This is a genomic window from Bartonella sp. B35(2025) (genome assembly GCF_053794465.1).
Map to the genome: position 1 here is coordinate 1,216,959 of NZ_CP200035.1, position 21,920 is coordinate 1,238,878.

A 21,920-nucleotide genomic window follows, 5' to 3' on the forward strand; every position below is an offset into this window, starting at 1 on the left:
AACATATAACCTTGTCTGCTACTTGCCAAGATATGATAAGGTATTTACCATCTTTTAAAGTAATTTTCTTTATCTTTTCACATCAATATTAAAAAAAGGTTCAATAACATTGACAAGAGCAGCATCTTCACGTGACAAAAGCCATTCGAATGGAGCCATAATCCGCTTTATAACAACATTTTGTTGAAAGATAGCTTGATAAGTTAGCTCTGGGATATCAGTACCTTTGTTATTTGAGATCATCAATAACGACTGCAGAGAGGGGAAATGAGGATGCTCAGGATCACAAATACCATTTTTGAATAAGAATTTCAAATATTCCAAATTAGCTGCCCTAATCTTTATAGTGTCAGATCCATAATTGGTAATCTGATAGCGCCCATCCCATAAAATAGTTTTTCCTGGATCAACAGCCACCTCTCTAATATTTCGAGACTCACGCCAAAAAGCAACTCCCTTTTGGCTACATTCAATAACAGATCCAGCCAAAGTGAAACGTTGCTTCCCAGGAGAATTTAGACATAATTTTTTATCAAGTGCAATCAATTTTTTATAGGGAAGCAAATAAAATCCCCCTCCCATCAATACTGCAAAGAGACCCACAATAAAGAAAAAACCTGGATGACGCTGTAAAAATGGCGCAGGTTTTCCAATAAAACAGCGCCCATGTTCAACAATAATATCCAGTGCCAAGATTAAATCAGCAAGATTTTGTGCTTGTTGACGACGTTTAAGAGTAGCTTCATTAATTTTTTTAGCAATATCGGTAAGCTTTTTCTGATGAAGCGATTGTCGGATACGCACACGTTCAAAATTCAGATCCTCATTCGTTGGATCATCAATCCATGTTTTTCCCTGCAAACGCAAATAAGCACGCAATGTTTTGCGCTTGACACCAAGGAGTGGGCGAATTAAACGCACTGTACGACGCAACAATGCTTCACGTGGAATACAAGACAAACCACGCGCATACATCAATCCCCAGCTCTTTTCTAAAATATCTGTTGCAATGGCTGTGGTACAAACTCGATCAGATATACCCTCAGAAATTTCTTGTTGCAAAGCACCAACACTTTTTAAAACACGTTGACTGCGCATCTGATAAGTTTCAACCTGATCATTGAGTGTATGCCCTGTCATAATAAGTGTTGCACCCTGTTTTTGTGCTTCTTTAAATAGGAGATCATACCTTGCAATACGTGCTTTTTCAGCGACATGCGTCTTTGGCTTTTGTCCTTCCCATCGCACAATAATATGCTTCATTTGATGATAACGACAAATTTCTGCAACATTCTCCGCTTCATGAGCTGATTCTTTTCGTAATTGGTGATCAACAGTAACAACAATCGCCTCTGGAGGAGCAGATAGAGTTTTTAAATAATCTCTAACCAAAAACAGCAAAGCAAGCGAATCACTTCCCCCCGAAACAGCAAGAATCAGCTTCTGACATTGTATAAAATCTGATGTTTTAAAGAGATTTTCTGCTAATCGAATAAGCACTGCAAACGACTCCGCTCCTCTTTAAAGCGCTTATAAAAGGTGTACCCTAGTATTTTATAGTGTTTTTTTATCATCGTAAAAAGTGCACAAACTTCTTCAATTATAAACAAATTCAACCATACCGAAATTTTAATAAAATCTTAGAACTATAGAGAATCCTCCTGTCTTTATACCATACAGTGAAGTAAACTTAACAGCTTCATAATATAGCATTCTTGTCTCAACAAAGCTTCTGCTAATCAAAACAAAGCATCACCACTCAAAGAGTTTCCCTGATAAAAGTTTTGAAAAGTGAAAAATACTTTTTCAGCTTCAATATAGTTAGTAAAAAGAATAAAATCGTAATCTTTTAAATAATTTGTAGGTGCATCTTTATATAAAATTTTGGAAGAAAAAAGAAGTAAATCTTCATTTTGGTACGATTCGACATGATTATTCTTTTTATGCGTTCTACCCAAATAATTATGCGTTTCCTTTAAGTAATTTTCGTGTTAATGGCTCTCCACACCAGCAACATTATTTTAATTATTTTTCGCAAAATTTCCCTGACTTATTAATATTTATAGCCTGAAATTTTTATCCAAATAAAGATTGTCAGAATGTAGAGTCTTACTGATTAAAAAACCAATAAAATTGCTTTTTAGGATCTTCTGAACCACTATATGCAAGCACCATTTATATCCTATACTAGGAGTACATCCAAATCACTGTCTTCAAGAAAAGACTCTTTGATTTTCCAAAATTAATTCTTGACCCTAACAGTACCTTGAGCAAAAAGTGCTAAGCTTTGAGTAAAGGATGCTGTATTACAGGAAAAAAATTGTACAATTTTTCGTGACGCACTTTGAACAAACAGAATTAAAATATACCATAAGAATTAACAAAAAAGATAGCTTCCCAATTCCGTTTCTTAATGCGTGCATATACCGTTTCTCCCTCCCCCTAAAAAACTAATCCAATGGTCTAAACAAACCATTGATATTCACTTTTTTAATCACTAGATGCATGATTGATCGTAGTCACAGCACGCCGATTTTGATTCCAACAAGAGATATCATCACACACAGCTACAGGTCTTTCTTTTCCGTAAGAAATTGTTTGTATTCGTTGGGCAGATACTCCAAGAGAAATTAAATAATCGCGTACAGCTACAGCACGACGCTGCCCGAGCGCTAAATTATATTCACGTGTACCACGTTCATCAGCATGACCTTCAATCGTAATGGCATAAAAAGGATAACGAAGCAACCATTCAGCTTGGCGCATTAAAATACGTTGAGCATCAAGCTCAATAGAAGAAGAATTAAGACTAAAAAAAACGCGGTCTCCAACATTAATGGTAAAATCTTGCCTTGAATCTGCTAACGATTGATTAAAACCAGTACCATTGAAATAAGAGCCATTCATACCATTAGTAGCATTGATATTTTTTTTGCCACAACCACCCAAAAATAGCGAGAAAAAAAGAACCACCGCTAATGGATAAAAGATAATATTTCTAATAAAGCTCATGGACTGGTTCTCCTTATTGTAAGCATCAAAGCTGAAAAGACACATCATTTTTAATAATTTTTCAAGAATGATTATTAACTTCTAGTGAAAATAAAAACCTTCTTACTTGTTGTATTTGCTGCTATCTTTGAACTTGTATCAATTTTCTTTATCCACAACCTGAAGAGCTCACGTAAGCAGTCAGTACCCTATATTTTGATATCATACTATTCTGTTTGTATATCATCTTGACGATTTTTCTGAAGTGCATTCAATTTTGCAAAAACTTTATCAGCATCGAAATTTTTATCGAGATTCTGTTCATCTTGATCTTCATTAAGAACAATATTTTCTGTAACTGACGCAGGAAGTAAAGACCTATCTCCTTCAGCAGATACAGGACGACTTTTTGCGATTCTCTGGAGTTCGAAATCCAAATCAATTTGCAGGCATAAACCAAGCCCTACAGGATCTAGGGGAACTAAATTAGCGCTATTCCAATGGGTTCTGTGGCGAATTTGCTCAATGGTTGCTTTTGTTGTTCCGATCAACCGTGCAATCTGGGCGTCTTTTAATTCAGGATGATTGATCACCAACCATAAGATACCATTTGGGCGATCTTGACGCCGAGAAAGAGGAATATAACGAGCACCTTTGCGTTTTTTTTCAGGAATACGAACTCTCGACTCTGAAATTTTCAAGCGTGCATTTTTATCAGCCTCCACACGTGCAATTTCACTGCGCGTTAACTGCCCAGAACTAATCGGATCTAGGCCTCTAATACCATGAGCAGCTTCACCATCTGCAATAGCCTTCACTTCCAATACATGCAATTTACAAAATTCTGCAATTTGATCAAAAGAAAGTGCTGTGTTATCAACCAGCCATACAGCTGTAGCTTTGGGCATCAAAAGTTGCATTGCCATCTCTATAATATCCTTTTATGCGCCTTTTTAAGGCAGGTTATCGCCCACTCTGGAGCTCTAGGGTATTCCCTCTATAACATACTAAGGTGTTCCCCTTTAATACAATAAGGCTATATTTACTCGCTTTAATAAAGCAAGATATGGAATAAACCATTTTTGCCATGAAATTACACCCTATTTATAGCGTGATTTTTTATCGACGACAAGACACCTATCTTGTGATGATCATCAAGAGAATATCTTTACCTTTAAAGTAAATTTTTTTATAAAGAGTTTATTCGATTTATTCATACTATGCTGCAATGAATTTGTCAGAAATATTTATTTTGTTGGAACAGGTATTTGAATGCCTAAATTGAAGGAAACCTCCTTCAAACTGAAAGGGAAGCCATGGCAGGCCATTCACAATTTAAAAATATTATGCACCGTAAAGGACGTCAAGATGCAATGCGTTCAAAAATATTTTCTAAACTTGCACGCGAAATTACAGTCGCAGCCAAACAAGGTACTCCCAATCCAGCAATGAACCCGCGTTTAAGGCTTGCTGTACAAAATGCTAAGGCACAATCGATGCCAAAAGACAATATTGAGCGAGCAATTAAGAAAGCTTCCAGCAATGATGTCGAACATTATGATGAAGTGCGCTATGAAGGATATGGTCCTGGAGGTGTTGCACTCATTGTCGAAGCCTTAACAGATAACCGAAACCGCACCGCTTCAAACGTGCGTGCTGCCTTTACCAAATCAGGTGGTGCACTAGGAGAAACGGGTTCTGTAAGCTTCATGTTTAATAGGATTGGTGAAATAATCTATAAGCCTGAAGCAGGCACCGCCGAGTACATCATGGATGCAGCGATTGAGGCAGGTGCTGAAGATGTACAATCAGAAGAGACCGGTCATCATATTACCTGTACATTTGAAAATATTGGTGAAGTTTCTAAAATACTCGAAGCAAAACTTGGTGAAGCAGAATCAATCAAAACTGTTTGGAAAGCCACCACTCTTGCACCAGTCGATGAAGAAAAAGCTTTGTCAATTTTACGGCTTATCACAACATTAGAAGAAGATGATGATGTGCAAAATGTTTATGCCAATTTTGATGTCAGTGATGAGATTTTGGTAAAGTTGTCTGCATAATTCATTTCAATGTAATTATCTTCTCTAAGCAACCATCAGGTAGATTCTCTCTTTTGCAGATTCTTCTTCTGTAAAACTTTTGTATAATTATTGTGTTTACACAAATATAATCGACCTTTATTTTTGCCTAAGCATATAAAAAACTGCTTAAAAGCAGACTATCTTGTTTGTACTCTCAAATACTTTCAACCAAAAATTCCGGTATAAAACCTTAAAAATTCCCTCTATTTTCCCTCCCCACAGAATTTTTTTTCATAGAAATTTTCATCATCTACAACAACAACCCGATGCGGAGTAAAACTTAATAACAATTCATATAAGATGATTATAAAAATAATAAATCATCGCTCTTAAGACAAGAGATAAGCATAAAGGTAAAGCTTATTGCACCTCTTATCTTGTATACTGTTTATCTTTATTGAGCAGATCTTTTATTGCATACTGAGTAATGGCGACCATGCTGGATCAGAAGCATCGTTGGGTGTAGGCAGTAAGCGTTCATTGCGTCCAGTAATATCAATCGTATAAATTTTGGGTCCCATACCCGGATTTTTACGAAAGAACATTAATACACGACCATTGGGAGCCCAAGTTGGCCCTTCATTATGAAAACCTGTTGTTAAAATCCGTTCTCCTTGTCCATCAGGATACATCACACCGATAGAAAATTGTCCCTCAGATTGTTTTGTAAAAGCAATGTAATCACCACGTGGCGACCAAATAGGCGTAGAATAGCTGCCCTCATTTGAAGAAATACGTTTGAGATTGCTCCCATCTGCATTCATCGTATAGATTTGCGGCTTCCCATTGCGATCTGATGAAAAGACAATTTTTGTCCCATCTGGTGAATAAGAAGCTGATGTGTCAATAGCCGAAGTTGCTGTTAACCGCGTCATCGTACGTGTACGTAAATCCATGGTGTAAAGATTTGCACTACCATTTTTTTGCAACAAACTCATAATGACCTTTTGTCCATCAGGAGAAAATCGTGGAGCAATTGTCATATTATCAAAGGTTCCGATTAATTCCCTTTGCCCTATTTCAATTTGTTGAAGATAAACATGAGGCGTTTTATTATACTCATAAGCCATATATGTAATTTCTTGTCGCTTAGGTGAAAAACGCGGTGTCAACACTAATTCACTACCATCAGAAATATAAATCAAATTTGCTCCATCTTGATCCATAATTGCTAAACGTTTAACACGTGCATTGTAAGGTCCTGTTTCATCGATGAAAACAACCTTCGTGTCAAAATAACCGCTTTCTCCTGTCATCGTACTGTAGATCTCATCTGCAATCATATGTGCAACACGCCGCCAGCGCTCTGTCGCTGTATAAAAACGCCGTCCTTTGAGTTGCCGTTGTCCAAAGACATCCCATAAACGAAAATCCACTCTCAACCGTCCATCAATTTCTCTTATAACCTGTCCAGTGACCAAACCTTGCGCATTTATTTTTTGCCAATTGGAAAAAGATGGTTGGCTATTGGGATTAGGGAATTGTTCGAAAAAAGATACCTTATCAAGTGGTAAAAAAAGTCCCGATCTCTCAAGATCCGCAGTTAGGACAGCAGTTATCTTCCCTCCTATCGAATCGTTGGACATAAAATCTGTTATTGCGATTGGAATAGGATTAAAATCAGCACTGGAAATGGTACCTTTTAGCTGTGCATGAGCAGACGAAAAACCCAAAAACCACAAACCTACCATGACAAAAAAACAAGAGAAAAATATGTGCCTAGTCATAAAGTGTTTCCTTTCATTAAAAGGGGAAATATATCTGCATCTCATTGCGTTATCTCTTGAAAAGGATCAACATTAAAATCAAAACCTTGTCCCCATAAATTATACTGATCTCGTGGGAGATCTTCATAAGGTTGGCACGAAAAAACAGCAGCATACACTTGCCTTATCATAATGGCTTGCTGACTCTCTGCACCACTTAGTGGATCAATAACAGGATCTCCTATAACCATACCTTGATGATTTAGGCGAAATTGTAAACGTACAACTGGACGATTCTTTAAATCTCCACCAAGAGCAACAAGTTTAAGTTTTTTTTGAATACACCCACCAGCAATACTGACCAATGTTTGTGCCATTTTTGCAGTATTCCCAATATCTTTTCGTGCTCCTAATGCTTCTGGTTTGCTGGAACGTTTCGCTCCACCTCCTTGAGTACGTGCACGATTGAGTAGATTTTTTTCCTCTCTTGCCAAAATATGTTCAATTGTCATTTCGGTCATTTGTGGATTTTGTTTTTTCATAGTTTGCATATTTTGCATCGTAGATTGTTTAGCAGATTTTGGTTTAAACTGTGGAAGAGGAGATTTATCTGGTAGTACAATTGTGGCTTGTTGGCTTGCTGACGGTTGCTCTGTAGACATTTTTTGTATTGTTGAAGAAGATGCTGCTGGTGCCGCTGGCATAGCCTTTGCTGTATCTTCTTGCGGAGCTGCTGCTGGTGCCGCTGGCATAGCCTTTGCTGTATCTTCTTGCGGAGCTGCTGCAGGTACCGCTGGCATAGCCTTTGCCGCATCTTCTTGCGGAGCTGCTGCAGGTACCTCTGATATAGCCTTTGCCACATCTTCTTGCGGAGCTGCTGCAGGTACCTCTGATATAGCCTTTGCCACATCTTCTTGCGGAGCTGCTGCAGGTACCGCTGACATAACCTTTGCCGTATCTTCTTGCGGAGCTGATGCAGGTACCGCTGACATAACCTTTGCCGCATCTTCTTGCGGAGCTGCTGCAGGTACCTCTGATATAGCCTTTGCCACATCTTCTTGTGAAAATGCTTCAAGCATCTCTGGAATAACCTTTGCCGTATCTTCTTGCGGAGCTGATGCAGGTACCTCTGATATAGCCTTTGCCACATCTTCTTGTGAAAATGCTTCAAGCATCTCTGGAATAACCTTTGCCGTATCTTCTTGCGGAGCTGCTGCAGGTACCTCTGATATAGCCTTTGCCGTATCTTCTTGCGGAGCTGCTGCAGGTACCGCTGACATAACCTTTGCCGCATCTTCTTGTAGTGTTTTTGTAATTTCCTCTGCTTTTGTTTCTAGCAATTTTTCTGCTTTGAGCAGTGATGAAGATTTCTCTAATATACTCTTTTCTCCTGATATTGGCTGTGTTGTCTCAACGTGCCATAGTTTTTCTTTCGGTTTAAAGCGTATAGCGCTATCTACCTGTCCATCTCCAACATGCTGTGCTTTTTCTATTTCTTGTGGTTTGCTGGTTGATTTTACTGAAGGAATTTCATGTACAGGAGCATCGAATGCACCTTGTTGAGAAGATAATTCTTGATCAAGAGAAGCAAGAGTGATCGGAATAGCTTCTAGTTGTTGTTGCGATAAGTGGACAGGAGTGGTGAGATGAATAATGCCAAAACCAAACAAAATTATGTGTACTGCAAGGGATAAAGCCAAGCCTCGTTTCATACTATGATAAGAGTCTTTGTTCATCATCATACCTTGTGTATTTTATTTTTAATCACTACTTGTTGCCTTTTTATATATAGCGCAAAATAGTCTATTATAATTTTATTGTACTAAACTAGCCAAAGCAACTTGTGAAAATCCCGCTTTTTGAATACTTGCGAGCAGTTGTAATACCCGTTGATATTCAACATTTTTAGCAGCACGCACAAAAATACGTTGATCCTTTTGTGTAGGATCAGTCATTAGTTGAGCTTTAAGTTGTGCAATCAGAGCTTCCGGTGTATCATAATAATCTTGATTAATAGCTAAGCGCCCTTGTGCATCAAGAGAAACGGTGAGTGGAGAGCTATTCATTCGCACAGGCCCAGCTTGACTACGAGGTAAATCGAGAGGAACACCGTTTACCAAAAGCGGAGCAGAAACCATGAAAATAATCAACAAGACCAATATCACATCAACAAAAGGTGTGACATTAATCTCACTTATGAATTGATTTCGCAAACGGCGACGCCTGTATGTATTTCTTTGAGAAGAAGAAGCAATAAAAACTCCCATCGATAGCTCTCCTTTATAATGGTGACTGAGATGTTGATGTTAATGTTTCATCAATGCGTCGTGACACAATTGTTGAAAATTCATCAGTAAAATTTTCTATTTGTGCTATTATTTGAGCACTTTCATGAACCAATTTATTGTAAGCAATAACCGCTGGAATTGCTGCAAACAAACCAATAGCAGTCGCCAAAAGTGCCTCTGCAATACCTGGTGCTACAATCGCCAGTGAAGTATTTTGAGATGCTGAAATAGAAAGAAACGACCCCATAATACCAACAACTGTTCCAAAAAGTCCAATAAAAGGACCTGCTGATCCAAGTGTAGCTAAAAAGTTTAATTTTGATTCTATTTTTTCACTTTCACGCCCTAAAGTAAGATCCATGGCTTTATCAATTCTACTCTGTAAGCTTATCGACGTATGGATTCCTTTTGCAAGAGATTTTTTCCATTCGACCATCGCTGCCATAAAAACCGCTGATATGCTAGTGGTATGCTGATTTTTACATGCTTCATAAAGATCTTCTAAAGGTTTTCCTGACCAAAATACATGTTCAAACTGCTTTATTTCACGCCGTATTTTCCGATAAGTGAATATTTTATCAAAAATAATGGCCCAGCTCCATACGGAAGCCAATAACAACCCAATCATGACAGTTTTTACAACCCAACTGGCTTGCATAAACAGGTTTAGCACTCCAATTGTCTCCGGATTCATCAGTTCTATATGTGGCATAATTTCTATCCCTCTAAATGAAAGATTCATTTATTAAAATTCAATAAAACAGATTGTTTTACAGTTTCTAAATTTAAGAAAATAAATTTTAGTCCGTCTATAAAACAACCGCCCAAAACCACTTTTTAAATGGAACATACTTTTAAGGAAGAATTGTCGAAAAAAGACCTTTTGGTAAACGTCGTGGTTTACCTTCCTTATTAATAAGGGCAATTGCAACTTTTGCTGTTACCAAAATTGTATCGTTACATAGAATATACTGATCCATAAAAAAACGCGCCCCTTGAACACGATCGATCCGCGTTTTAATTGTTAAAAGATTGTCGATCTGTGCTGGCTTAGAAAAATTAATGTCCATATGACACACAACAAAAAACACTTTTTCACCCTGTTTACCAGATGCAAACAAACTATTATCAAAACCTGTATCCCGTAAAAACTCTGCACGACCTCGTTCAAAAAATTCTAGATAGCGCGCATGATAAACCACACCAGAAAAATCTGTATCAGCAACATAAACCCGCGCCTGAAGATCACGGAAAGTATTTTTATGATTACCTTTAAAAGGGTGTGTTTCAGTCATCTACTCCATCCCATAAAGTTTCTTGTATTGATGAATTATCTTGTGCACCAGATAGTTGAGCGTGTTTTTGTGTTAAAATCGTGGAAGCTGGAGCACAAAGTCCTACATGGCTCCAAGCTTTTTCTGTGAGAATTCGCCCACGAGCAGTTCGCTGAATAAAACCTTGTTGTAAAAGATAAGGCTCAATAATATCTTCAATAGCATCACGTGGCTCTGATAAAGCTGCAGCCATAGTTTCAATGCCTACAGGACCACCTAAAAAATTTTCTGCAATCAGCAACAAATAGCGCCGGTCAAGTAAATCAAGACCCAGATGATCAACTTCAAGACGAGAAAGAGCTTCATCAGCAATTCTGCGATCAATTTTTTCTACACGTTTGACCAAAGCAAAATCACAAACCCGACGTAAAAGCCGTCCTGCAATTCGTGGAGTACCACGGGCACGTCTTGCAATTTCATGAGCACCATCATCACTGATTCGTATCGAAAAAAGGCTAGCATTACGCTGAACGATATATTCCAATTCCTCTATAGTATAAAAATTTAACCGAATTGGAATACCAAAACGATCTCGTAAGGGTGTAGTTAAAAGCCCTAAACGCGTAGTTGCCGCAACTAAAGTAAATTTTGCTAAATCAATTTTAACCGAACGTGCTGCAGGCCCCTCACCAATAATAAGATCAAGCTGATAATCTTCCATAGCTGGATAAAGAATTTCTTCAATTGCTGGACTTAAACGATGGATTTCATCAATAAAAAGAACATCACGTTCTTCTAAATTGGTTAAAAGAGCTGCTAAATCTCCTGCTTTAGCAATAACTGGACCTGAAGTAGAACGAAAATTAACCCCTAGTTCTTTTGCCATAATTTGTGAAAGGGTTGTTTTTCCTAAGCCAGGTGGTCCTACAAATAAAACATGATCCAGTGCTTCTTGGCGTACTTTTGCTGCTTCAATGAATATTTTTAAATTTGCACGTGCTGCTTCTTGACCAATAAAATCATCAAGTGCTTGCGGTCTTAAAGAGCGATCTGGATCGTTGGGAAGGGAGCCACTACTGAGAAGGCGTTGATCTTCATCTTTACGCATTTTTACCTTGTACTAAGCGGGAGAGAAAGTAATTTAAGACTATGACGAATGAGTAATTCAGAAGAAACAGTTTCCCCTTCAAGAATATTCATTGCTGAAGCAAGAGCACTGGCTGCTTGATCACGTTCAAAACCGAGTTTAATCAAAGCCGAAAGCGCATCATTAACTGGTTGATTGATTGTATTTAGCTGAGGAGACGGAACAGATCGGGATATATTATCATTAAATGATGGTGCTTTGCTTTTAAGTTCACCCACAATTCTTTCACTGACTTTTTTCCCCACTCCTGGAGCACGACTAATCATTGCAACATCATTTAATGCAATCGCTTGTGCCAATTCATCTGGTGATAAAATGCCCAAAATCGCTAAAGCTACCTTTGCTCCAACACCTGGCACATTTTGTAAAAGACAAAACCACTCTTGTTCAACTTTTGCGGAAAAACCAAAAAGGCGAATAACATCTTCACGTACATGCGTCTCAATAAACAAGCTTAAACTCTCACCAAGAGCTGGTAAAGAAAAACGAAGCCGGTTTGATATAAAAACAATATAGCCTACATCATGAACATTCAAAATGATATGATCATCAAAAATATGTTCAAGGATACCCTTTAATTTACCGATCATGCCATGATCCTTGAACGATGAGATATACTAATGCGATGGTTACTGTGACAAAGAGCAAGCGCAAGTGCATCCGCTGCATCACTACTATCAAATTCAGCGCGTGGAAGAAGAACTTTTACCATCATATGAATTTGTTCCTTAGCTCCATGCCCAACACCAATAACTGATTTTTTAACTTTGTTTGGGGCGTATTCAAAAACTGGAAGATTTGCTTGTGCTGGAACAAGAAGTGCAACAGCACGCGCTTGACCAAGTTTTAAAGTCGCTGTAGCATCTTTGTTAACAAATACATGCTCCACGGCAGCTTCATGAGGCATAAATTGATGTAAAATATCTGAAAGACCCTTATAAAGCTGGCACAGTCTAGAAGCAAGATCACACCGTGCATCAGAAGAAATCGTGCCTGCTGCAATAAATTGAAGGTGATTACCGGAGAGATCAATAACGCCCCATCCTGTTCGACGTAGTCCAGGATCAATACCTATAATACGAATCACCTCTGCCATAAAAATGAGTTTATGCTATTTTTCTTCATTTGAACAGATATTTGCTAGGCGAATAAAATAAACCCCAAATACGGAATACTAAAACAGATAAAACATGAAAGAAATTTAGTAAAGTCGCTTTACCTAAAAAGATAGATATATCAGCAAAAATGGAGAAAAAAGCCAAAAAGAAAGACACAAAAATTCAAAATAATTTAAGAACGCTGGAAAGCGGTTTTAAGTAATTCAATTTGTTTACCTACTTGATTATCACCTTCCAAGGTGTGAGAAGATACGCGTTCTCTACTGTAATTCATATACTGCATTCGTTCTTCCAGACGCAATGAACGAATTACAAAGTGGCGAAAAACTTCCGGTAATTCTTGCCAAGATGTGCTTTCTAATTTTAATGTCGGTGTATGTAGCGATACTTTTGCAATCTCCTTTTGTATTTGTTCTGGCGGCATTTCTCCTTCACGCTCTGCGCGAAGAAGAAGAAGTTGAGAAGCTATTTGCATAAGCCGTGTACTTAAATACATTGCTTCCTTTGCATAAATTGCAGAAGTTTCCGTAGAAAGAGAACGTGCAGCTAATTTTCCTTCTGTACTGATATAAGCCGCTGTTTCTTCAATCAGAGCCATTGTTTCTTCATAAAGACGATTAAAAGCACTTCCAAAAGCATGATGCTCAATCATGATAATGGGTTTATCATATGTGTATTTATGTGCGCTCATGCCTTTACACTCCAAGATCAGCATAAAATTATGACACTCAACGAACAGAGGATTAAAAAGTTTCTTTCCTCGCTGCGCAGAACACCCCTTTTTTAAAATTAAGTATCTCTTTTAAAATTCTTATGCAATGTGCTTCTCACACTAAGGTTAATGTGTCATAAAATGACACTACAAACTGATTAGCTTACTTGAAAAAAACCAATGATGAAGTTAATATTTTTCATGAGAATAATAAGCAATTCCAAATTGTATCGCAATACCACTTAGAATCAATACGCTATCGGAAAAAAATATTCTCGTCATCACTATTTTTAAAATTTGCCCAAATATCATAACAACGGCGCTAACCATAACAACTGATAAACTTTATTTACCTAAAATTGTTAAGCATCCAAAGCTTAAGATGTTTAAAAAATGTAATAAAAGGGTTATGTTAGCAATAAGCTCTTATTATTCATCAATAAAAATTGCTCCACACACTACAATAAAAAATCCTCTAAAAAAGACTTAAAATTGTAAGGATATATCTCATAAAGCTAAAAAATTTTTACCAAAATTTTTTATAATAAAAACACAAGATTCTTAAGGTAAATGAGCATTAAAACTCAACTAAAAAACATCTGAAAGCAAAATAAATATTGCTGTTAGACCAAAAAAGTCAAAGTTTTTATGTGTTATACATTTATACAAAATTCTGGGAATATAGTTGATGCAAATGATCAACAAAGTTAAAGAATAAAAAATATTTACACATATAAAAAGAGTACAGATCATGATTAAAAGCATTATGGTATGCCATCAATAGCTTTCTGTAAATCATAAGCGATAATCTACTTTGAGCGATGTTCTACGCTTATTTAGCTATGCCCTATGCCCAATTAAAAAGAATGCTTAAAGTGGGGCAAATGTTCATCGACATCAAAAGTATATTAATCTAAGGCAATGAAGGTAAATCTTTATTTTTTAAGAGCCAAATTTATTTTTAATAAGTTAAGGATTTTATATGACAAAACAACAGAGCAAACTGATTGAGCCTTATCTTTTTCCTCAATTAGTTTTGACATTAGATGTTCGACGGATCTTAAATCCTGCTTTTTTACGTCAAATCATGCAAACAGAATCTTTTTCGTGTGTGATTCTTTATGATTCTCAAGGTGTTCAGCATGATGAGTCGTTTCTACAAAAACAAGCGAAAATCTATGCCAATGATATTCAAAATCATGGTGCTGCTCTTCTTATTGCTGAAGCTAGCCAAGTTTCTGGACGAATAAAGGCTGATGGTTTGCATCTAGAGAGCAATCCTAGCACTCTTGAATACTTAAAGAATCAAAAAAAAGAACAAAAAATAATAGGCTTTGGAAATTTACGAAATCGTCATTCTGCTATGATTGTTGCAGAATCTGGCATCGATTATTTGCTATTTGGAAAATTAGGTGCCGATAAAAAACCACACCCCCACCCTCGTAATATCCAATTAGCACAATGGTGGGCAGAGATTATGGAAATTCCAGCCATTATCCAAGCTGGAAGCGATTTTCCAGCTCTTGACGAAGCTTTGAAAACTGCATGCGAATTTATCGCTATTGAAGAAATAATTTTTTCTCATGATAATCCTTTTATCATGCTTGATATGATAAAAGAAAAATGTAAAAATTTTCCCTTATTGGTGGAGAAAAGATATCTATGATAAAAAGAGATATTGGGCTTCTCATCTTAGCAGCAATGTGGTTTACAGTCACTGTTGCGCATGCTTCTGAAAATATTGAGGAATTTTCAAATTTTGAACGGACTTTTAATACCATTCAAAAAAGCTCAAATACTAAAGAACCTTTCCATCCCTTAAAAGCTGGGCAGTATGATCAAGCCTATAACTATTATATTCAAGGATACTACTTAAAAGCCTTCCGTGAAGCGCTAAGACGTGCTGAACAAAATGATCCAATTGCCCAAACCTTAGTTGCTCGAATTTATATGGAAGGATACGCCGTTTCTGCTGATGGAGCACGTGCTGCTTTATGGTTTGGACGTGCAGCAAAACAAGGTGAACCACAGGCACAACTACGCTATGGACTTATGTTGTTTAATGGTAATTTTATTGCACAAAATCAAGAACTTGGTGAACAATTTATTCGAAAATCAGCAGAAGCTGATGTGAAAGAAGCTTATTTTTATTATGGACAATTGCTTCTTTATAAAGCCTCATACGAACAGCAGGCTCTGGCAGGTGTCTTATTACAAAACCGTGAAAATGAAGCAACAGAACAAGCATTAAAATGGTTTTTAAAAGGCGCTGCACTTGGTGATCCTGAGGCTGCTTTTGCTGCAGCAAAAATTCTTGCTTCAGGAACTTTAACACGACCAAAAAATGACTATAATGCACGAAAGTTGATGGAAATTGCTGCCCAAAATAAACATTCCATGGCACAAATTCTTTTAGCACAATGGCTTGTACAAGGCCGTGGTGGCAAATCTGATTTTCAACGTGCTTTTCGTTTACTTTTTACCAATGCTGTTAATATGATTCTACCAGCACAGGTCAATTTGGCAAGGCTTTATCGAGATGGGATAGGTACAAAAGGTGACACTATTATGGCTGCTGCATGGTATATGGTTGCAAAGCAAGCAAAAATACAAGAACCTGATCTTGAAATTATGCTCCAAGGTATGGATGATGCACAATTAGAAACCGCGCGTAAAAAAGCGATAGAGCTCCTCCCTGTTCTTTAATGCACGCTTAACAGAAATGATGTTCTTTTTTTTATATAAATATTCCCACAAAAAAAATTTAGAAAATCTTTTAAAGACTTGCGTCTGAGCTTTTTTTATGGTCTTGCAAAAAGTAGAAGATAAGGCACAAAAAGGTTATTTTTTCTTTCTGCAAAGCTAATGAGCGATTTTTCTAAAAGAATAATTGAGATAACTCTTTTTGTAAGGATGGAATTGGATATAAACAATGAAAATTAACGGCAATGAAATTCGCCCAGGTAATGTGATCGAACATCAAGGAAGCTTGTGGGTAGCTGTTAAATGTAATGCCGTAAAACCAGGAAAAGGCGGCGCATTTAATCAAGTTGAAATGAAAAATGTAGTCGATGGTACAAAGCTCAATGAACGGTTTCGTGCAGCCGAAACTGTTGAAAAAGTACGTCTTGAACAAAAAGATTTTACTTTCCTTTATCAACAAGGTGATGCTTTAGTTTTTATGGATTCACAATCTTATGAACAGCTTGAATTACAAAAAGATTTTGTTGGTGAGCGTGCTGCTTTTTTACAAGATGGGATGATCGTAACTGTTGAACTCTACAAAGAAAAACCAATTGGCATATCACTCCCTGATCAAGTTACCGTAACAATTGCTGAAGCCGACCCAGCAATCAAAGGGCAAACAGTTACATCTTCTTATAAGCCTGCAATTCTTGAAAACGGTATTCGTATTCTCGTACCACCTTTTATTAACGCTGGTGAGCGTATTATTGTTGATACCAATGAATTAATTTATTTGCGACGTGCAAATGATAAAGGATAAATAAAGGGATAAAATATGGCTCATTCTGCAATCATGAATGTCATGGTGCAAGCCGCAATGAAAGCTGGGCGCTCTTTGGTACGCGATTATGGTGAAGTCCAAAATTTACAAGTATCATTAAAAGGACCCGCAGATTATGTGAGTCAAGCAGACCGCAAAGCTGAAAAAATTATTTTTAATGAATTAAATAAAGCACGACCAAAATTTGGTTTTTTAATGGAAGAATCTGAAGAAATTATTGGAGAAGATTCTCAGCATCGTTTTATTGTGGATCCCTTGGATGGGACAACAAATTTTTTACACGGTATTCCTTTTTTTGCTGTTTCCATTGCTTTAGAAAGTCAAGGGCGTATCGTTGCTAGCGTAATCTATAATCCTGCTAGTGACGAGCTGTTTACTGCCGAACGTGGTGGTGGTGCTTTCTTTAATGACAGGCGCTGTCGCGTTTCTACACGGCGAAAACTGGAAGATTGTGTTATTGCAACAGGAATGCCTCATTTAGGGCGTTCTAATCATGGAACATATCTTGTAGAATTGCGTAATGTAATGGCTGAAGTTGCTGGTATTCGCCGTTTTGGAGCTGCTGCTCTTGATTTAGCTTATGTCGCTGCTGGAAGAACAGATGGATTTTGGGAAGATAATCTTCAAATTTGGGATATGGCTGCCGGAATATTGATGGTTCGTGAAGCCGGTGGATTTGTTACCGATAAGGAAGGCGGTAGCAATGTATTTTTTAAAAAAAATATCATCGCTGGTAATGAATTTATTCGTACCAAGTTAGAGAAAATTCTCAAAAAAGGCATTTGAATCTTCAAAACAATGTTCAATAGAACGAATAATACTTGAAACCATGTCTTTTCATTAACAGTAATAAATCTATGATGATATTGATAATTTATTCAAGTGAGAATTGCAATTTAGCCAGACGTGCGTAAACTCCGTTTTGTGCAACAAGTTCCGTATGCGTTCCTTCTTCAACAAGAGTCCCTTTATCCATCACAAGAATACGATCTGCTTTTAAAATTGTTGCTAAACGGTGTGCGATTATCAGTGTTGTTCGGTTTTGCATCAATCCTTCTAAAGCTTCTTGTACCAGCTTTTCACTGCTTGCATCTAAAGCTGATGTTGCTTCATCAAGCAGCAATAAAGGAGCGTTTCTTAAAATTGCTCGGGCAATACTAATACGTTGTTTTTGCCCACCAGAAAGCATAATACCACGTTCTCCTACTCTTGTATTAAAACCCTCTGGTAAAGTTTCAATAAATTCGAGTGCATTGGCTGTTTTCGCTGCAGCAATAATTTTCTCTTCATTAATATTTTCGACACCAAAAGCAATATTATCACGTAATGTACCATCAAAAATTGCAACATCTTGTGGAACATAAGAAATTGAGCTGCGTAGATCATAGAGAGAAAGGTGGTTGATTTTTTCACCATCAAGCAGAATTTGACCACTTATTGGATCATAAAAACGAAGAATTAAAGAAAAAATAGTACTTTTTCCTGTACCTGAAGCACCAACAAAAGCAACAGTTTCACCCGCTTTAACAGAAAAAGAAAGAGAGTGTAAAATCTTGTCTTGTGGTCTAGAAGGATAACTAAAATCAACCTGATTAAAAACGATTGCTCCTTGAACAGGCTTTACTAATGGTGAAGGAATTTTTGGAACTGAAATAGTAGGCTGTTCTTGCAATAATTCAGATAACCGTTCAGCAGCACCTGCTGCCTGCATTAATTCTGCACCAATTTCTGATAATTGTGCAAAAGTTGAAGCTCCAAAAACTGCGTAAAGCACAAACTGACCTAATGTCCCACCAGACATGGTACCACCCAAAACATCGTGAGATCCAATCCACAAAACAGCAACAACGCTACTAAAAACCCAAAAAATTGCAAAACCGGTAAAAAAGGAGCGTAAAATTACAGAAGCACGTGCAGTCTGAAAAGCATATTCAACCAACTCTGAAAAACGTGCAATAATATGTTTTTCAGCAGTAAAAGCTTGTATTGTACGAATAGCGCTTACCTGTTCAGTTGCCAAGGCATTAGCATCTGCTAAACGATCTTGTGCAATGCGTGTCCGTGCGCGAACTTTTCGTCCAAAAACAACCAATGGAATAGCGACAAAGGGTATAGCAAACAAAACAAGTAAAGATAATTTAGCATTCGTAATTACCATCATGACAATTGCTCCAACCACCACAATCAAATGACGCAAAGCAGTAGAAGCAGTAGAACCAACAGCCAATTTTATTTGAGTTATATCCGTTAATAACCGCGAAATAATCTCACCAGAATGAGAATTATCAAAAAAAGCAGGTGAAAGTTTTGTGATATGTATAAAAACATCACGCCGTAAATCTGCAACAATTCGTTCACCCAAAGTAATAACACAATAATAACGGCAGGCTGAAGAAAGTGCGAGAAGCAAAGCCAATATAAACAAAATACCAAAATAAAAATTGATATTACCTTGGCTCCAAGTAGAAAAACCATGATCAAGCATTTGACGAATGGCAACAGGTAAAACTAGCGTAACAAGAGCAGCAACAAGCAAAGCCAAAAAAGCAAAGATAATAAGTAAACGATAACGTGCAATATAAGAACTAAAGTTTAAAAGTGAAGAAAATGAAGGCCTTGTAGATTTTTCTGAATAATTGAATAACTTCACAGGATCTTACTCACTTATTAGGTTGTTCATGATTCTTGATGAAATGATGTATCTTGAACACTTGTCTTTTGATACGTGCTCAGTTATAAAGATGATACTTCAATAGATTTATCAAAAAGACAAAGAAAGTGCACTTAAAAAATAGAGTATGTGCCATTTCGTTGCATAAAAACAGAAGGTTTGCCACATGAAAGCGAATATTCATCCCAACTATCATAAAATCACTGTTGTTATGACAGATGGCACCCAATATACGACTCGCTCTACTTGGGGAAAAGAAGGTGATACTCTTAATTTGGACATTGATCCAAGAACACATCCAGCGTGGACAGGAGGATCTCAAACATTGGTTGATCGTGGTGGACGCGTTTCTAAATTCAAAAATCGTTTTGGTAACATCGGTATGTAAAATTTTATTTACTACGATAAAAAACCAACAAATTATAAAAAAAGCAATTAGATCATATAAGTAGTCAGAAGAATATACTTTAAGAGTAAATTTCTATTTTGTATAGTTTTTCAATAGATAACATAATCTTATCAGTGTGTTTCATGCTTCTTTTGGCTACTCTAGTAGCTTTTTATGCTATAGTAAAATAGCTGTCTATTCTTTAAAAATTGTTCATAGGTCTATATTGCTGTAGAGAAGCAAACCTTTATTTTACAATACCTTTTGGCTTCTTATATCTTTTTTATCTCATCATCTTATAAGGTTATAAGAAGTATAATTTTACCATTAATTAGCTGGTAACAATATCCTAAAGGATTATCAGGTATGCTAATTATAAGACAGATAAAATAACCATCGTTCAACTGATTCGCACACTTACTACAAAGATATGTCTTTGCTAGACTATTCATCTATCTCTTGGATACCAACCATGAATAGTATGATATTGCGTCATTATCTTCATCCACAACAGCTATAGGTCAGCATTATCATTTACATTTACCAACTTTCAATTATCTGTATTACTCTTGCACTTATTAGAATTACTCTTACATTCAAATGATTCGTAAGCTGTATACTTAACCTACCCTGAAAATATCACTTTTAAATCTACTTTTTTATTCGCCTTTTGGACTGCAATCAACCCATTTTTGCTTACCAAATAATGGTGCACAAAACAGAAAAATATTGCAATATTAAATAATTTGATACAAAATCAAATCATTGATTTATGATCAAAAATCAATTGGTTAATTTATATGAAATACTTTAAGAAAAAGCTTTCTTAGACAAATTTTTAGTCTCAACATGCTATCATTACCCTATCACAAGAGAGCATAATGTAAAATCTATGTTTATTTGAAGATAAGGCTTGTTGTTATTCAGACACAAGATTTTTCTTGTTCTTTTGTCCATTTTCCTAAAGCAGCAAGATGATTCATCCGTGCACGATGACAAAAAGCCTTTTGTGCAACAACAATATTTTCATGTTTTCCTCCCCATGCTTTCAACGCAGCCGCTTGTAACGCTCGCCCATAAGAAAAGGTTAATTTCCAAGGCAATGACCCTAAAGCATTCATAGCTGATAAATGAGCCGTTGCTTCTTCATCAGATTGCCCTCCAGAAAGGAAAGCAATTCCTGGAACAGCTGCAGGAACAGTCTGTTTAAGAACATGGATTGTTTTTTCAGCTACCTCTTCAACACAAGCAATCCGCGCGTCTTTCCCATCAATCACCATATTGGGTTTTAAAATCATGCCTTCAAAAAGGATACGTGCCTCAAATAATTCTTTAAACACAGTATTTAAAACAGCTTGTGTAACCTCAAAACAGCGGGTAATTGAGTGCTGACATGATTGTCCATCCATCAGTACTTCCGGCTCAATAATTGGTACAAGACCTATTTCCTGACACAAAGCAGCGTAACGTGCTAAAGCTTGCGCATTTTGGCTTATTGCCCCTTTTGTTGGTAAAGTATATGCATCAATTGCAATCACTGCCCGCCATTTTGCAAAACGTACTCCCAAAGCATAATAGTCTTTTAAACGTTCACGAAGACCATCTAACCCTTCTGTAATCATCTCTTGAGGAAAAGCCGCCAATGGTTTAGCACCAGTATCAACTTTAATACCAACCAAAGCACCAGCATCACGAATAATATCGATCAACATCTGTCCTGTAGACGCTTTTTGACGAAGAGTTTCATCAAATAAGATAACACCAGAGATAGCGCTTTCCATAGCTTCTTTTGCTGTAAAAAGCATTTCACGATAAGCACGGCGATTGTTTTCGCTAGATTCTATACCAACGCTTTCAAAACGCTTGCTAATCGTAGCAGTACTTTCATCTGCTGCTAAAATACCTTTACCTGTACGAACCAAAGCAAGTGCGATATCTTCAAGACGTTCATTCATAAAAAATTCCTTTTTTCTGTCTTAGATTCAAAAAGTGAGTAACACTCCAGCATGCTTTAC

General features: G+C 36.9%; 20 protein-coding genes. 6 read left to right on the plus strand and 14 right to left on the minus strand.

All coding sequences use genetic code 11. The features are described from left to right. Positions 1-69 precede the first annotated feature (69 nt). The 3 genes from tilS to V4P56_RS05060 form a co-directional block, all read right to left on the minus strand. A complete protein-coding gene (tilS, locus tag V4P56_RS05050) occupies positions 70-1,500 on the minus strand; it encodes a tRNA lysidine(34) synthetase TilS (RefSeq protein ID WP_455481822.1) in 1,431 nt (476 codons plus the stop codon). 990 nt (positions 1,501-2,490) lie between these two features. Continuing rightward, the gene (gene pal / locus V4P56_RS05055) at positions 2,491-3,012 is read right to left on the minus strand and encodes a peptidoglycan-associated lipoprotein Pal (protein WP_455481823.1); all 522 of its coding nucleotides are present in this window, start codon (positions 3,010-3,012) and stop codon (positions 2,491-2,493) included. A gap of 206 nt (positions 3,013-3,218) precedes the next feature. Continuing rightward, the gene (locus tag V4P56_RS05060; protein WP_455481824.1) at positions 3,219-3,917 is read right to left on the minus strand and encodes a DUF1013 domain-containing protein; all 699 of its coding nucleotides are present in this window, start codon (positions 3,915-3,917) and stop codon (positions 3,219-3,221) included. Between the two features lie 390 nt (positions 3,918-4,307). On the opposite strand from V4P56_RS05060, the gene V4P56_RS05065 reads away from it, so the two are divergent. After that, a complete protein-coding gene (locus tag V4P56_RS05065) occupies positions 4,308-5,054 on the plus strand; it encodes a YebC/PmpR family DNA-binding transcriptional regulator (protein WP_455481825.1) in 747 nt (248 codons plus the stop codon). Between the two features lie 431 nt (positions 5,055-5,485). On the opposite strand, the gene tolB is transcribed toward V4P56_RS05065, so the two are convergent. The 9 genes from tolB to V4P56_RS05110 form a co-directional block, all read right to left on the minus strand. Next, positions 5,486-6,802 carry a Tol-Pal system beta propeller repeat protein TolB gene (gene tolB, locus V4P56_RS05070; protein ID WP_455481826.1) on the minus strand — a complete coding sequence of 439 codons (1,317 nt, stop codon included), beginning with the start codon at positions 6,800-6,802 and terminating at the stop codon, positions 5,486-5,488. A 41-nt stretch (positions 6,803-6,843) separates the two neighbouring features. Continuing rightward, entirely contained in the window at positions 6,844-8,517 is a 1,674-nt protein-coding gene (locus V4P56_RS05075) for a cell envelope biogenesis protein TolA (RefSeq protein ID WP_455482668.1), read from the minus strand. A gap of 78 nt (positions 8,518-8,595) precedes the next feature. Continuing rightward, positions 8,596-9,048, minus strand: coding sequence for a protein TolR (gene tolR, locus V4P56_RS05080; RefSeq protein WP_455481827.1), 453 nt, complete (start codon positions 9,046-9,048; stop codon positions 8,596-8,598). A gap of 13 nt (positions 9,049-9,061) precedes the next feature. Further along, on the minus strand, positions 9,062-9,781 hold the full coding sequence (gene tolQ, locus V4P56_RS05085; protein WP_455481828.1) for a protein TolQ: 720 nt from the start codon (positions 9,779-9,781) through the stop codon (positions 9,062-9,064). Between the two features lie 142 nt (positions 9,782-9,923). Continuing rightward, positions 9,924-10,364: a YbgC/FadM family acyl-CoA thioesterase gene (locus V4P56_RS05090; RefSeq protein ID WP_455481829.1), complete on the minus strand. Its 441-nt coding sequence runs from the start codon at positions 10,362-10,364 to the stop codon at positions 9,924-9,926. Then, entirely contained in the window at positions 10,357-11,451 is a 1,095-nt protein-coding gene (gene ruvB / locus V4P56_RS05095) for a Holliday junction branch migration DNA helicase RuvB (RefSeq protein WP_455481830.1), read from the minus strand. The genes V4P56_RS05090 and ruvB overlap by 8 nt, the downstream gene beginning before the upstream one ends. Before the next feature lie 2 nt (positions 11,452-11,453). Continuing rightward, entirely contained in the window at positions 11,454-12,080 is a 627-nt protein-coding gene (ruvA, locus tag V4P56_RS05100) for a Holliday junction branch migration protein RuvA (protein ID WP_455481831.1), read from the minus strand. Beyond that, positions 12,077-12,586 carry a crossover junction endodeoxyribonuclease RuvC gene (gene ruvC, locus V4P56_RS05105; protein ID WP_455481832.1) on the minus strand — a complete coding sequence of 170 codons (510 nt, stop codon included), beginning with the start codon at positions 12,584-12,586 and terminating at the stop codon, positions 12,077-12,079. The genes ruvA and ruvC overlap by 4 nt, the downstream gene beginning before the upstream one ends. Before the next feature lie 194 nt (positions 12,587-12,780). Then, on the minus strand, positions 12,781-13,299 hold the full coding sequence (locus V4P56_RS05110; protein ID WP_455481833.1) for a DUF1465 family protein: 519 nt from the start codon (positions 13,297-13,299) through the stop codon (positions 12,781-12,783). Between the two features lie 1,003 nt (positions 13,300-14,302). Here V4P56_RS05110 and V4P56_RS05115 point away from each other — a divergent pair. The 4 genes from V4P56_RS05115 to V4P56_RS05130 all read left to right on the plus strand — a co-directional run bounded on the left by V4P56_RS05115 (position 14,303) and on the right by V4P56_RS05130 (position 17,632). After that, positions 14,303-14,986: a thiamine phosphate synthase gene (locus tag V4P56_RS05115; RefSeq protein ID WP_455481834.1), complete on the plus strand. Its 684-nt coding sequence runs from the start codon at positions 14,303-14,305 to the stop codon at positions 14,984-14,986. Next, positions 14,983-16,026: a tetratricopeptide repeat protein gene (locus V4P56_RS05120; RefSeq protein ID WP_455481835.1), complete on the plus strand. Its 1,044-nt coding sequence runs from the start codon at positions 14,983-14,985 to the stop codon at positions 16,024-16,026. The genes V4P56_RS05115 and V4P56_RS05120 overlap by 4 nt, the downstream gene beginning before the upstream one ends. A 226-nt stretch (positions 16,027-16,252) precedes the next feature. Continuing rightward, on the plus strand, positions 16,253-16,825 hold the full coding sequence (gene efp, locus V4P56_RS05125; protein WP_455481836.1) for an elongation factor P: 573 nt from the start codon (positions 16,253-16,255) through the stop codon (positions 16,823-16,825). A 15-nt stretch (positions 16,826-16,840) separates the two neighbouring features. Beyond that, positions 16,841-17,632: an inositol monophosphatase family protein gene (locus V4P56_RS05130; RefSeq protein WP_455481837.1), complete on the plus strand. Its 792-nt coding sequence runs from the start codon at positions 16,841-16,843 to the stop codon at positions 17,630-17,632. An 88-nt stretch (positions 17,633-17,720) separates the two neighbouring features. Here the strand turns inward: V4P56_RS05130 and V4P56_RS05135 are convergent, their stop codons facing one another. Next, on the minus strand, positions 17,721-19,496 hold the full coding sequence (locus tag V4P56_RS05135; RefSeq protein ID WP_455481838.1) for an ABC transporter transmembrane domain-containing protein: 1,776 nt from the start codon (positions 19,494-19,496) through the stop codon (positions 17,721-17,723). Positions 19,497-19,683: 187 nt separating this feature from the next. Between V4P56_RS05135 and rpmE the strand changes: the two genes are divergently transcribed. Beyond that, positions 19,684-19,905 carry a 50S ribosomal protein L31 gene (gene rpmE, locus V4P56_RS05140; protein ID WP_455481839.1) on the plus strand — a complete coding sequence of 74 codons (222 nt, stop codon included), beginning with the start codon at positions 19,684-19,686 and terminating at the stop codon, positions 19,903-19,905. 923 nt (positions 19,906-20,828) lie between these two features. Here rpmE and V4P56_RS05145 read toward each other — a convergent pair. Then, complete coding sequence (locus V4P56_RS05145) at positions 20,829-21,860, minus strand: class I fructose-bisphosphate aldolase (protein WP_455481840.1); 1,032 nt, start codon at positions 21,858-21,860, stop codon at positions 20,829-20,831. Between the last annotated feature and the right edge of the window lie 60 nt (positions 21,861-21,920).

Bases quoted from the DNA above. Each gene is read 5' to 3' on its own strand.
- ruvC (WP_455481832.1), bottom strand. From the start codon at position 12,586: ATGGCAGAGGTGATTCGTATTATAGGTATTGATCCTGGACTACGTCGA.
- pal (WP_455481823.1), bottom strand. From the start codon at position 3,012: ATGAGCTTTATTAGAAATATTATCTTTTATCCATTAGCGGTGGTTCTT.
- V4P56_RS05120 (WP_455481835.1), top strand. From the start codon at position 14,983: ATGATAAAAAGAGATATTGGGCTTCTCATCTTAGCAGCAATGTGGTTT.
- V4P56_RS05065 (WP_455481825.1), top strand. From the start codon at position 4,308: ATGGCAGGCCATTCACAATTTAAAAATATTATGCACCGTAAAGGACGT.
- rpmE (WP_455481839.1), top strand. From the start codon at position 19,684: ATGAAAGCGAATATTCATCCCAACTATCATAAAATCACTGTTGTTATG.
- V4P56_RS05110 (WP_455481833.1), bottom strand. From the start codon at position 13,299: ATGAGCGCACATAAATACACATATGATAAACCCATTATCATGATTGAG.
- ruvB (WP_455481830.1), bottom strand. From the start codon at position 11,451: ATGCGTAAAGATGAAGATCAACGCCTTCTCAGTAGTGGCTCCCTTCCC.
- tolQ (WP_455481828.1), bottom strand. From the start codon at position 9,781: ATGCCACATATAGAACTGATGAATCCGGAGACAATTGGAGTGCTAAAC.
- V4P56_RS05115 (WP_455481834.1), top strand. From the start codon at position 14,303: ATGACAAAACAACAGAGCAAACTGATTGAGCCTTATCTTTTTCCTCAA.
- ruvA (WP_455481831.1), bottom strand. From the start codon at position 12,080: ATGATCGGTAAATTAAAGGGTATCCTTGAACATATTTTTGATGATCAT.
- V4P56_RS05145 (WP_455481840.1), bottom strand. From the start codon at position 21,860: ATGAATGAACGTCTTGAAGATATCGCACTTGCTTTGGTTCGTACAGGT.
- efp (WP_455481836.1), top strand. From the start codon at position 16,253: ATGAAAATTAACGGCAATGAAATTCGCCCAGGTAATGTGATCGAACAT.
- tolB (WP_455481826.1), bottom strand. From the start codon at position 6,802: ATGACTAGGCACATATTTTTCTCTTGTTTTTTTGTCATGGTAGGTTTG.
- V4P56_RS05075 (WP_455482668.1), bottom strand. From the start codon at position 8,517: ATGAACAAAGACTCTTATCATAGTATGAAACGAGGCTTGGCTTTATCC.
- V4P56_RS05130 (WP_455481837.1), top strand. From the start codon at position 16,841: ATGGCTCATTCTGCAATCATGAATGTCATGGTGCAAGCCGCAATGAAA.
- V4P56_RS05060 (WP_455481824.1), bottom strand. From the start codon at position 3,917: ATGGCAATGCAACTTTTGATGCCCAAAGCTACAGCTGTATGGCTGGTT.
- tolR (WP_455481827.1), bottom strand. From the start codon at position 9,048: ATGGGAGTTTTTATTGCTTCTTCTTCTCAAAGAAATACATACAGGCGT.
- V4P56_RS05090 (WP_455481829.1), bottom strand. From the start codon at position 10,364: ATGACTGAAACACACCCTTTTAAAGGTAATCATAAAAATACTTTCCGT.